Annotated in this window: 8 protein-coding genes; all 8 read left to right on the forward strand. The window is 45.8% G+C overall.

Annotated features, from left to right (window positions below; translation table 11 throughout):
• Positions 1-3: 3 nt before the first annotated feature.
• The 8 genes from ACRD67_RS04180 to ACRD67_RS04215 all read left to right on the forward strand — a co-directional run bounded on the left by ACRD67_RS04180 (position 4) and on the right by ACRD67_RS04215 (position 13782).
• Positions 4-5370, forward strand: coding sequence for a PKD domain-containing protein (locus ACRD67_RS04180; RefSeq protein WP_430965780.1), 5367 nt, complete (start codon positions 4-6; stop codon positions 5368-5370).
• Between the two features lie 10 nt (positions 5371-5380).
• A complete protein-coding gene (locus ACRD67_RS04185; RefSeq protein ID WP_430965781.1) occupies positions 5381-9211 on the forward strand; it encodes an RHS repeat domain-containing protein in 3831 nt (1276 codons plus the stop codon).
• 8 nt (positions 9212-9219) lie between these two features.
• Entirely contained in the window at positions 9220-9600 is a 381-nt protein-coding gene (locus ACRD67_RS04190; protein ID WP_430965782.1) for a hypothetical protein, read from the forward strand.
• Between the two features lie 290 nt (positions 9601-9890).
• Entirely contained in the window at positions 9891-10457 is a 567-nt protein-coding gene (locus ACRD67_RS04195) for an outer membrane protein (protein ID WP_430965783.1), read from the forward strand.
• A gap of 11 nt (positions 10458-10468) precedes the next feature.
• Entirely contained in the window at positions 10469-11032 is a 564-nt protein-coding gene (locus tag ACRD67_RS04200) for a hypothetical protein (RefSeq protein ID WP_430965784.1), read from the forward strand.
• A gap of 398 nt (positions 11033-11430) precedes the next feature.
• Positions 11431-12327: a hypothetical protein gene (locus tag ACRD67_RS04205; protein ID WP_430965785.1), complete on the forward strand. Its 897-nt coding sequence runs from the start codon at positions 11431-11433 to the stop codon at positions 12325-12327.
• Positions 12308-13522, forward strand: coding sequence for a tail fiber protein (locus ACRD67_RS04210; protein ID WP_430965786.1), 1215 nt, complete (start codon positions 12308-12310; stop codon positions 13520-13522). The genes ACRD67_RS04205 and ACRD67_RS04210 overlap by 20 nt, the downstream gene beginning before the upstream one ends.
• Positions 13519-13782, forward strand: coding sequence for a hypothetical protein (locus ACRD67_RS04215; RefSeq protein WP_430965787.1), 264 nt, complete (start codon positions 13519-13521; stop codon positions 13780-13782). The genes ACRD67_RS04210 and ACRD67_RS04215 overlap by 4 nt, the downstream gene beginning before the upstream one ends.
• Positions 13783-13853: the final 71 nt, after the last annotated feature.

Raw genomic sequence — 13853 nt, forward strand, 5'->3', positions numbered from 1 at the left:
CATATGAAATCGCACAAGACAAAAACCAAGTTCTCCCACAAAGTAATGGCCGTGTGCCTTACCCTGGCCTTTTTACCCAGTTTATTGCCCGTTAACATGCTTTATGCATCTAACAATGGCCCCACGGCGCCCGAAGCGTCAAGTTTTGAGCCTGTGGATGCCACGGATATGGTCAACCTGGCCACGGGCGATTTGAGTTATGTATTGCCCCTAATGAATGTACCCTCTCCGGAAGGTGGTTATCCCTTGTCCCTGGCGTACCACGCTGGGATTGCCATAGATCAGGAGGCGTCCTGGACCGGTTTGGGCTGGAACGTGAACCCTGGGGCCATTACCCGTTCTGTAAATGGCTACCCTGATGATTGGGACCAGGGCACTTTTAGAGAGTATTTTTATAATAAGGGGACTACTTATACCGACTACTCCGCGAGCATTAGTTTTACTTCCACCGGGGGAGCATCCGTTGGACTTAACCTAGCTTGGGGGGACACTCGCGCTTTTGGAGGTTCGGTAAGTCTGGGCGCCGGTTTTGAAGGAGGAAATGTTGGAGTAAACCTTGGGACAACGGGCGCTTCATTAAGTGCAAATGTAGGTTTGGGAAAAAGTGGCTTTTCTTTGGGAGGCAGTGTTGGCACCAATGGGATCGGATTGGGAGGTGGCTATGGGTTTGGCAGCTTGATTCCTAACCAATCTGTTGATTTAACAGTAAGTTCGAGCTGGAGTGGTGATGTTTCCGCAAATGCGGCATATTCTGTTGGAGAGAGGGGTAAAAAGAGCAGCGTTGGTGTAAATTTTTCCTCGAACGGTGTTGGTGTCTCGGGAAAGGTCAAAGGCCTAGGAACTGGAGCAAACGTATCTTCATTTTCACATTCGGTATCATCAAATGATTATAATGTAAAACAAAGCGGTTATAACATTCCCGTTTTTATTCCCTTGCCTGGAGGTATTTTGTCATTTAGTTTCGGAAAGCAAAAGACCACGGTATCTTTGGATAATTTGGAGCATAACATTGTTAACGGCACCCTGTATTTTAAGAATAACAGAACGGCCTTAAATCAAAATAGTTCCAGTGTTCATGCTACTTCGGATATCTATGGGGTAGGTACCTCTACCACCTATAATAGCAATAGCAGCAATGCGGTATATCCCAATTACGATGGCTACCGGGTTACGGGCCAGGGTATCGGAGGTTCCATAACCCCCCGGCATCAAAAAAACGGAGCATTAATTGGGCTCAACAAAAAAGTGGAGAACAGTTTTCCTACGGTGGACTATGAGCTGAGACACGAACTGCCCAGCGCTGGCACCTCCTATGCTACCGCAACGGAGTTCACTTTGTTGCCCGATTTTCAGTTTGATAATGACTACACTTCCACCTGGTTACAGACCCAAAAGGATTTTCACGGCAGTTCTGCGAACAGTTCCCTTATCTTCAATTACCTGACGTCTACGGCAAGTGCTTCCCTATCCCGTAGGACAACCGGAAGGTATGTGGAGTATTATACCAACGCGGAGCTTGCTGCGGGCACACCGTTTAATCAGGGTCTTTTAAAGACCGTTTCCAATATACCGGTTTACAGTAGCACTGTGTACGAACCTGACGGAATTGGCGCTTTTAAGGTGGTGGCCCCGGATGGAAAGACCTATCATTATACCATACCGGTACATAACCACGAGATTGTGGCAAGACAGTACGGGATGGATTCCCAATACACCAATGAGGATGATGCTTTTTATGAAAAGCGCCAGCTAAAAAAATATGCCACGCACTGGTTACTCACTGCGGTTACAGGTCCGGATTTTGTGGATATGAACAACAATCAAAAACCAGATGATTCGGACTATGGGTATTGGGTGGCCTTTGACTACGGACAATGGACCGATGGTTATATCTGGTACAATCCACATGGCGAAGAGTTTGAAGAGAGCGGTCTAAATGACGAGATAAAAAACTATTCCTGGGGACGAAAGGAAGTGTACTATCTGGATAAGGTATTTACCCGGACGCATACGGCGCTTTTTGTAAAAGAGGAGCGATTGGATAGTAGAGGAAAACAATTGACCTATAGGCACAGGAAAGATAAAAATACGGCCTTACGGACCTTCAACCTCAAAGAGCAAAGCCTGTTGCGGCTTAAAGAGATCCTTCTACTCAAGAATACGGACCTGGGAACGATCTCCAGGACCAATACCACGAATTTAAGTTCAACACCAACTGCAAACACCACCTATTCCATTGATTGGTTTGACCAAGTTTCGGATGGTGGCGGTTTTAAATACGTAAAGTGTAGTAGGCAAGATAATGTCCTGGATGCTAAGGATGGAAACGATTGGGGTATCTTAAAAAGCAAAGCTGTTAAAGTTGTTTCATTTGCCTACGATTATAGCCTGGCTTCAGGAGCGCCTTACACCTCGGCTTCGGGACGGCTGACCTTAAAAAATGTGGCCTTTAAAGGCAAGGGAGACAATCAACTGATGCCCCCGTACACCTTTGCCTATATCAACAAACCGTACACCCTGGCCGATAAGGACGAATGGGGCTATGACAAATTTGATCCAGATCAATGGAGCCTCAATGAGATTACCATGCCTACTGGAGGTAAAATTACGGTGGATTACGAGGAAGATACCTTTTCGTCCGCTATATCACAAAACATTAGTTTTTCGACCACACGAAGTTTGGATGCCAACAACACCTTTGAAGTTACCGCAAATGTGGATTTTTCCAATTTCGGTATTGGACTTAACGATAATCTTCCGGTAACACATAGAAAGGTGACCAGTTGCAGTGACGGGGCAACCCCCTCGGATCCCGACCCCTACTCCATGGATGTATATGACGGTACGGCCAAAGTAATACAGGTCATCAATCCGCAGAAAATAAAATTGCAATTGAATGGAAATCCCACCTCTATAAGTTCCGTATCCTATGGTACGGATTGTTCCTCTATTACCTTTAACAATACCTATACCAGGGTCAGCATGTCCGGGGATACCTTTTCCACCGGTACACGGGTAAAATCCCTGACCACCACGGATGGTGTCAATTCGTACAAAACGGAATACGATTACAATGTTCCAGGCACCAGTACCACATCGGGTATCGTATCCTTCATCCCTTTCGGACCCTATGCCGACAATGAAGTGCCCTATGGGATGGAGCTTCCGGCACCCATTCCCATGTATTCCCACGTGAGGACCACAGCTTTTGGGACAAACAACACCTCTTTGGGCTATACGCAGTACGTATTTAAAACACTTCCGGAAAAAAGCGGAACCGTTGCTTTTGGGGACATCCTGCAGATTGATAAGGACGACGATATATTTAGCAATCCCGGGGCCAATGCCTCTGTCTCGGTAAGCGAAATAAACATAAAGGACAATACGGCATGTTTGGGACAACTTTTATCAACAGCCAGCTATAATAGTTATGGTCAATTGCTGAGCAAGACCATTAACAATTATGCCTTGCCGGACAATGCCCCCCACGGGGTCGTTCGGGAATCGTTTCAACAGTATAAGATATTGGATTATGCCAGTGGTTCCATAACCGATAAATGGTATGTGAACAGTTCCTCACGAACCATATATTCCAGTGCCTTATTGAGCACCACGGTAATACAGGGAGGTTTTACCAGCACCACTTATTTTGACGAACATGATTCCTATTCGGGTCAGCTACTTCAAACTACCACATTGCAGAGCGATGGTACTGAATTTAGGACGGAGACCATCCCCGCTTACACGCGCTACGCCGAGATGGGCAGTAAGATTACCAATAGCACTTATAAAAATATGTTGACGCAAGACGCAATGAACAAAACCTATATCAAGGATAACGGTACCTATAAGTTAATGGGTGCCGGAATCAATACCTGGAACCCTTGGACCTATAACCCTAGTAATGGAGGAAGTACCACCAAGGTATGGCGAAAACACAAAACGTATACTTGGGACGGTACCAGTGATAGCAATGGTTTCTATACCAGTTTTTCAGGGGACTATGATGGATTTAACTGGAGTACCACGGCAAGCTCCCAACCGACCGATTGGAAACTGGTTTCACAAATCAATGCGTATGATCGCTATTCCATGATTTTGGAGGTGGAAGATATCAACGGAAACAAGGCGGCTACCCGTATGGGCGATGCACATACCAAGATTATTGCCGCTGCCAATGCCCCCCTCTCGGAAATGCACTATAGCGGTGCGGAACATTTGGATGGGACCACCTTCGATGGCGGTATAGATGATGTAGGACGAACTACGGATCGGGCGCATACGGGCCAGTACGCGATTAAGGTCACCAGTGACCAAGGGTTTAAGACCACCATGTCCGGGCATCGAACAGGAAAATACAAGATTTCTGTCTGGGCCTCCAAGGATAACCATACCAACGCAAGGGTCTACGACGGAAACAGCCTAAAATCCTTTAACGGTGAAAAAATCATCGCAGGGGATTGGGTGCTGTTGAACCACTATGTGGATTTAAGTTCCTCAAATAAGACCATCTACGTAAGGGCCAACTCGGGCACCCTTTACTACGATGATTTTAGGATCCATCCGGTGCAATCTTCCATGAGTTCCTATGTGTACAACGAATGGGACGAACTTACCCATATCCTTGGGGCCAATAATCTGGCAACGCAATACATCTACAATGAAGGGGGGCAATTGTGCAGTACTTATATAGAGGTGGTAGATCAGACCGGTATTACCGGTGGATTTAAAATCGTTACAAGCAACAAACTCCAGTACAAAAATGGAAGTACGGGCACCTGTAGCAACCTCTCGGGTAGCATAACTCCCGATAGGACCACGGCGACCACGGCATGTACCATCAATTTTGATATTACCGGATATGGAGGGGTAACAAGCTGGAATGTGAACTTTGGGGATGGCAATTCGCAGAGTGGAAGCAACAATCCGCCATCTACGCTGTCGCATTCGTACAGCAGCGCTGGCAATAAGACCATTACATTGACCCTAAATAGTTCCCAATCCTTTACTACCAATGTTTCGGTATCAACCTCCTATACCTTTACCAATGCGTCGGACAATGGAGCTGGGGTCAAGACGGTCACCCTCAATGGAACCCCAGGGGATCCCATTATTTACTCGGCTTCCACAGGAGGGTCCAACGCAGGATTCAACGGATCCGTATCGGTAAATGGGGTAAGTTCAACTCTCCCTAATAACGGAAGCAGCGTATCCAATGTAAATGCCGGGGTTTTCCCGGGCTCGGGCTCGGTGAGCTGTACCTTGAGCGTAAATTCCGCCGCTGGTGGTTCGGGCTCCACAAGTTTAAGTATTCAGAAACCTGGAAATTGCGGTACCGTTTCTACATCAGTAAGTGTAAGCTCATTCTAAAAATACAACCATGAAAAAACAGCTAAAAAACTTCGGATTACAAATTTTGACCACGGGCTTGCTGATTGCGTTTTGCGGCCTATCGACCTATGCCCAGGATGCCTTTGATGCACTTCCCTCTACAAGCAACTGGAGCAGTTTGGAAAGTTTTGATGTGAACGGCACAGTAAAAAGCAGAAGTGTCTCTTTCTTCGATGAATTGGGGAAGGTACAACAGGTGCAGACCAAGGATATTTTGACGAACAAGATATGGGCCTCCCAAACCCTGTATGATTATCAAGGGAGGGCAGCACTTTCCACTTTGGGTGCCCCGGTGGGAACTACCTTTGGATACCGGAGCAGTTTTATACGGGATGCGGGAAATAGCACCTATTCGGTGGCCGATTTTGAAGCGAACCCAGATAACCCAAGCACGGTGGGCACGGCTTCCAATACCCTGGGAAACTACTACAGTACGTCCAATGACAACAATGACCACCCGGGCAACAGTTATATGGATATCACCTCCTACCCCTTTTCCCGTACTATATTTAGTTCATTAAACCCGGGAACGCCATTGAAAACGATTGGTGGGAACAAAGTAAACGGACAATGGCCGCAGGCCTACGCCTTTACCATGCGTGCAGGCCAGGAGTTGGCCCAAACAGTGGCATTTGGGGAAAGCAAGTACGCCGCAGCGGATTATAGAATACATAAGACCGTTAGCAGGGATGCCCATGGCAATGAAAATGTGGTGTTTGCCGATAGCGATGGGCGCCCCTTGGCCTCCGCACGTAGCGGAGGCACCACGGCCAGGAGTATGAGCATTGATATCTACGAACAGGGCTTTGTGGACATCCATGTGCCCCAGGGTAGCAGTATGGGCTTTACGGTGACCACCAACGGCAACACCATAACCACATACAATTTGATAACGGAGTCTACGGTGAGCCCTTCCACGGGCTTGCCCAATGGGTTTTACCGGGTGGCGGTAAATGATCCGGACAATTACGATACGGCCAATCCGGTGACCGTTAATTATAAGGAAAACTACTATGACTATAGCCTCAACGAATATGATCGGTCCGGAAGGCTTATAGCAAGCTACCAGCCCCTTGGCACCACCAAGGCCACCAAGCCCAAGACGGAATATCAGTACAATACCCTGGGGCAGTTGACCTATACCAAGAGTCCGGATGAGGGAGAGGCCTGGTTTAAGTACAGAAATGATGGGCAAATCCGTTATTCCCAGAACAGCGTGCAAAAGGATGCCGGACGATTCTCCTATACCAATTACGACAGTTTTGGTCGCCCTATAGAAAGTGGGGTGGTGCAGAATAGCGGCTTTAGTTCGGCCGACCCGGATAGCGGTATGGTCTCGGGTACCCGGAGCGAGTTGCATCATACGGAATACGATGAAACCGCACAGACCTATAATTTGGGATCTCGCCAATCGTCCTATCCCGCGCTCGACTTTTCAGCCGGAAATGTGGCCTATACCGCCAATGACCAGAGCGAAACCTGGTACAGCTACGACATTTACGGTCGTGTAGAATGGCTGGTGCAGGAAATACAGGGGTTGGGCACCAAAACGGTAGACTATGAGTACGATCCCATCACCGGTCTCGTTACTAAGGTCATTTACCAGCAGGGCGTTTCCAACGAGCAATTTATTCACCGCTATACTTATAATACGGCCGATCAATTGACCAAGGTAGAAACCTCCATCAATGGGAGCAGCTATACCACCCATGCCGAATACGAGTATTATGAAACAGGAGCTTTAAAACGGACCGAAATGGCCGGGGGAGCCCAAGGGGTGGACTATGTCTATAACCTGGCCGGGCAGCTAAAGAGTATTAACCACCCCAGCTTAAGTGCGGCTGACGACCCTGGAGGGGATAGCAATGATCTGTTTGGGATGCAACTGGACTATAACCAGAGCGACTATGCCCGAAAGAGCACGGATAATATCACGACCCCGGGATATGGGACCGATCAGTTAAACGGCAATATCAAGGGCATTCGATGGAACAGCCCGTTATATGCCGTGAGCGGTAAACAGAGCACCTATGCCTTTGCTTATGACAGGAACAATTGGCTTGCCCAGGCCAATTTTGGTCGGGTGGCCAACGGGGACGAACCGGCACAGGAGGACCTGACCAGCACTTTGGTTTATGCCAATGGCAGCAATACGACATTGGAGGCAGGGAACAGCATTACGCTACTACCGGGCTTCCATGCGCAGGGAGGGAGTACCTTTGCGACAAAAATTGTGGGACAGTTGGAAGAATTGGGCGCTGGCGACTATGATGTTACCGGTATTTCCTATGATGCCAATGGCAACATCCAGAACTTAAAGCGGAACAAGGATGCCAGTGGCGGCAATGCCATGGACGATCTTACCTACACCTACAAGACCACACCTCAGGACGGCCCCAACCAGTTGTTGCGGGTAGATGATGCGGCCGGTGACGTCTCAGGTGCCGATGACATCGGAGATCAGAGCGGTAACAACTATGTCTATAACAAGATTGGGCAATTGATTACCAACACCGGCGAGAGCTTGACCTATTTTTACAATGCCAGCGGACTGGTCACCGAGGTAAAGAAAAACAACGTATCTTTAGTCAAGTTCTTTTACAACGATCGGAACCACAGGGTCAAGAAACAAAGCTATAACGGCAGTGGTACCTTAACCGGCACCACTTATTACGTTAGGGATGCGGCAGGCAGTATTATGTCGGTTTATAATGGTAGCACCCTACAGGAACAGCTCATTTATGGGACCAATAGGCTTGGGATACACCTGCGGAGCGGGGGTGTCAATGTCTATCAACTTACGGACCATTTGGGCAATGTTAGGGCGGTCTTCCAAAAAAACGGGAGCAGTACCAGCAACCAAAGTTACAACGATTACTATCCCTTTGGGATGCCCATGCCCAACCGCAATAGTATCGATGCCAATACCTACCGCTATGCTTTCCAGGGCCAGGAAAAGGATCCGGAGACCGGGAAGGAGGCCTTTGAGCTTAGATTGTGGGATGGCAGGATAGGAAGATGGCTAACTACGGATCCTGCTGGGCAGTATGCTTCCCCATATCTAGGAATGGGCAATAACCCCCTTTCTCGGGTGGATCCTGATGGTGGTGAAGACTGGTATATCAACGACACAACAGGTGAATTGGAATGGCACAATACAAGCGCAAGTATTGATGGCTTTACTTGGGTTGGGACGAATTCGGCTTCACATGACTATTTAAGTAATATCGGGAAACTTTTTGGTGGTTCTGGTAAAATAAATATCGCTGATATAGCTGCTAGATCTTACTATGACATTACAGGAGGTTTCAATGAAGGCCTGACACAGAGAGGGAAGGATTTTGCAGCTTGGATAGAAAGCCCAGCGGATAGAACGCTTCAAGGTGTGGCAAACACCATAAATTCGACAGGACAACTTTACAATGATTATGTAGCTTCAGATAGTTTTGGCGATTTAGAAGGGTTCTTGGGAAATAGGATTTATGATAACGTGTCCAGCATGACACTTTATGATTGGTCTTATGCTGCGGGTTATAATTCACCTGATATTGCTTTTAGTTTAGCAGGTGGATCTGCCTTGAGTGCAGTAAGGCTAAGTATAAAAGCCCCAAGGATTAGTTATACTGCATTTAAAATACATACGATTGGATATTTTGGAAATTACCTTAAATATTACCATCCTTGGGTAGGGTCAAATAGATACTTAAGAATAGGGCTTTCCACAGATAAAGGTAGACAGGTTTTCAGGGCGACTTATGGAAAAAGGAAAAATCACTTTTTTAATATTGATTTAGGGCCAATACCTAAAATAAAGAATTAATAATTTTCATGATAGATATAGAAAGCTATGAAGAAAAATTCAATGTTCTTCAACTAAATGCATTAGAAGTAATTAAGGAGCTTTTTTCTGATTACGGAACTGAGAATATTGAAACAGAAACGTTTAAAATTCTTGGTAATCATGGAAATTGGAGAGATAAAGAGATATTGGGATTAAGGCTCAAATTTAGTATTCTCTCCTATTCTTTTGAGGCATATTTATACTATAACCAAATAGAATACCATATTCAGGACAGTACAGGCAAGACAAAGGCAGAATGTAATATTGAGGATTTTTATTCCTTTGATGAAATGGTTTCCGAGTATAGAGAATACTTGGAGAGAGATATATTAAAGTTGTTCCCCCGAAACGGGCAAGGAGGCCTTTGAACTAGGGTTGTGGGACCCCCGATGGCGCGGAAATGTTCCCCGCTACCGCCAGCGTCCACGCTGGTGGTAACAAATAGTTGCTAAAAAGATGTTCTCCGTGCCTCATATGATTTTTTAACATTAAACGGCAAGGGAATTATATAGAACCGAAGTATGGTTTATAGAGACCTTATTAAATAAAGAGGCCCCAAAGTATAGCTCAACTTTTTACATTAAGCTTTATAGGAAATACAGGGGTAAGCGTGAAAATTGAGGATGTAATTTTACAGTATAACTATTAAGACCTACCAATGAGAAAAATATGCATTCTGGCCATAACCCTAAGCTGTACCCTATTTGGGTTGGCCCAAAAAGGAAAATTTTCGGGTGCGCTTTCCTTCCCCATTCCCATTGGGGACAATTTTGTCAACGAAAACTATAAGGGCATTATAGACCTTGGGGCACAATACCGTTTTTTTACGACCGAGTTTTTTAATTTGGGAGCTTCGGTAAATGCCAGTTTTTACGAGTTTGAAAACGAGAATTTTACGGTGCAGCCAGACATCAATGCCCGTTTTATACAGCCCAGGGTTTTTGGGGAACTACATGTGGGTAGACTAAGGGTGCAAGTGGGTGGCGGTTACACCTTTACCTCTTTCCGTACCGAAAATGCCCTGGGACCTGGCCAAACAGAAAAGGTGCGAGACAATTCCGAGGGCCCAAACGCAAACGCGGCAATTTCTTTTGATGTGTTTAAAGGGCTTTTTGTAATGGCTCAATACGATTATATAAAAATAGACACCTTTGGCAGCCTTGCGGATAATGATTTCAACAAGCAAATCGACTTGGTGAAATTGGGTCTGGGTTATCGGTTTTAAATAAGGATATCATGAAAAGAGCATTTGTAGGGTTTCTGTTTTTTCTAATGCTTGGGCCAGCAACCCTCGTAGCCCAGAAAAAAGCAAAATGTACCGTAACCACACAAAGCGGTACGGAATTTACCGGTTATATAAAGCGGTATAATATTGGCGATAGCATGTCTGGAGGATTTAAACTCTTTAAGGACAAAAAAAAGATGTGGTTATATCCTGGAAACCTTAAAAAGGTGGTGGTCAACGATACGATTGTGTACCGTTCACTTAAAGATAGGCGTGGAGATAAAAGCCTCATGCGATTATTGGTAGACGGGACGCCTATTTCACTCTACCTATATTCCTCAAAACAGTTGGGAAACATTCCCGGCGAAAACCTTAGCACGTGGTTTGTGAGTGAGTTTTATCTGGAAAAGGAACCGGAGGCGTTGACCTATGTAGATATTAAAGAATTACGTCAAAACCCGGAAGCGTTTTTCCCAGATGCGCCAATGCTCCAAGAGCGTATAAAAGCCACAAAGAGAGACGATATACAGTTGGTAGCCTGGGTGAAGGCCTATAACAATACCCTGGAACCGTAGTTCTTTTTCCTTAATTTGGTTTACACGTACCATAAATTCCATTTTGTAGTATTTTAACTATAAATTTATACAGAAAAGTTTGGTAAAGGATCATTTTATTTTTACCTTAAGGGGTAGTTAACGAAGCCCCATTGATCAAACCAACTTGAGAGTCTTTCACAGGCTTTTAAGCCTATTTATAGCCCTATAGATCATCGCTTCCGTAGGGAAGTTATAACTCCCACTTTAACGACAACGAACACCGTCCACCTTGCACTTTGTAAGGGGGCCTGACCTAGTTGTGACCTGTTTGGAACAACGATAAAACACCTAAAAACTGTAAACGCCAAGGTCGATTTCCTAGAGCTCGAACTTCAGCGTCAGTATGCTCTAATTGAAAAACTATTAAATGAAAACCCATGAAAACAAAACTCTTCCTATTTACACTGTCTGCATTAGCCGGACTTCAAACGATCGCCCAGAATACCTTTCCCTCTTCGGGCAATGTAGGCGTTGGTACCACCTCACCTCTGGAAAAAATTCATCTACAGAATGGAAAACTACTGATTAAAAGCGGGACCTCGACCAACAATGCTGCTCATGCCTCTGGTTTGAAATTCGTCACCGATGTAGATTCCAGATTTGCAGAAATATTGATTAGAAGGGGAAATAGTTCGCTGCATACGGGATTGCAATTTAATACATTCAATTCCGCTGTGATCGAGACAATGACGCTGTTGGATGGCAATGTGGGTATTGGAAAATCGAATCCGATAGGGAAACTCGATGTAAATGGGAATATAAAGGCAACTGGCCATATTGTGGTCAATAAGGGCGGTAGTTACAGGATTGCACTGAACGGGGATGCCCATGGGTACATTTACGGAAGAAACGATGCGGTAGAAAACAAGTTTCTTATTCATTCCAATGGAAACAGCTGGTTTAATGGTGGCAACGTTGGCATTGGCACTACTGCCCCGGACTCCAAACTCACCGTAAAAGGCAAAATCCATGCCGAGGAGGTCAAGGTAGACCTTTCCGTACCGGGGCCAGACTATGTGTTCAAAGAGGATTACGATCTACGTACCCTGGAAGAAACCCAGCAATACATCAAGGAATATGGCCATCTGCCGAATATCCCTTCCGCTGCGGAAATGGAGGAAAACGGGGTGGAACTGGGCATGATGAACATGAAACTGTTGGAGAAGATCGAAGAGTTGACCTTATATGTAATCGCCTTAAAAAGGGAAAATGAAAATCAACAACAACAAATAGAACTACTTAAACAAAATAAGTATGAAAACACACAACACTAAAACCGGCCATTATGGCATAGGCCTCTTACTTTTCTTGCTTGTTGCCGTTCAAATTGGGTTCGCACAGAACCAGTACCCCGCCAGTTCTGATGTTATTCTAGACGGACGTAGCGTTCGTTTCCAAATCCCGACTACGACCGGAGGTTGGGCCCGAGGAGGCCATTTTTACAACCCCACGGGAGCCACCAAATGGGGTGGAGTAGGGTTGTACGGTGTTAGTACCACGCAGGAGCGAATTTACCTGGCGCATGGCACAAGCCCACACGCCTCCCTTTTGGGAATGCATATTTTAAGCTCGGGCAATATTGGTATCGGCACCATTAGTCCGTCGGGAAAACTTGAAATTATTGGTAACCCGGGCGAGCAATCACAGGGGCAATTGCATTTGGTGGGGAATGGAGAAATGGGCCCGGGCGATGCCTATATCAGTTTTTGGGAGGGTTCGGAGGTCAATTCTAAATGGTCCATGGGGGTAAATGACAGCAACAACGCTTTCAGTATTTCCTATGGGCTAACCATGGATGCGGACCCCAAACTGGTGGTCAAAGATGTCACCGGATATGTGGGTATTGGTACGACCAATCCGACCGGGAAACTTCAGATCAAAGGAGAAGCGGGGGAACAAAGTCAAGGTCAGCTCTACCTCGTCGGAAATGGTGAAACAGGTCCTGGCGATGCCTATATCAGCTTTTGGGAAGGGAGTGAGGTGGATTCGAAATGGTCCATCGGCGTCATGGATAATGACAATGCCTTTGCTATTTCCCATGGTTTAACCATGGATGCCGCACCAAAATTTGTGCTGAAGGAAAACAGTGGTTTTGTCGGTATCGGCACTACTGCCCCAGATGCCAAACTCACCGTAAAGGGGAATATCCACGCCGAGGAGGTCAAGGTAGACCTTTCCGTACCCGGCCCGGATTATGTATTCAAAGAGGATTACAATCTACGCACTTTAGAAGAATTACAACAATACATCAAGGAAAATGGCCACCTGCCCAACATCCCATCCGCTGCGGAAATGGAGGAAACTGGGGTGGAACTTGGCACAATGAACATGAAACTCTTGGAGAAGATCGAGGAGCTTATGCTCTACACCATAGCCCAGCAAAAAGAGTTACAGGAAAAGACAGCACAGCTGATGCTTTTGGAAAAACGCCTTAAAAAAATAGAACAACTTTTAATAGATAAACCATGAGAAAACTACTCTTTTTGACATTTGCCATACCCCATGTGCTTTTGGCGCAGACCAATACCTTTCCCACTTCCGGTAATGTGGGAATAGGGACAATCAACCCTACCACTGTTTTGGAAATTAGAGATGCAAATCCTGTAATAACAATTGGAACTTCATCGAATACGGGAGGAGGATTTTATTTTGGCAATTCTGCACATGGTATTAAGCGAAATTTCGACAATTTGGGGAATGATATAGGGCTTTATACCACTATCCACTAATGGAGAAAATACAGGACAGTTTGTTCTGTCGTCATCAGGCAATGTGGGTATCGGGACTTCAGGTACTTCAA

It is taken from the genome of Eudoraea algarum (assembly GCF_050589645.1).
Taxonomy (GTDB): domain Bacteria; phylum Bacteroidota; class Bacteroidia; order Flavobacteriales; family Flavobacteriaceae; genus JBNGOQ01.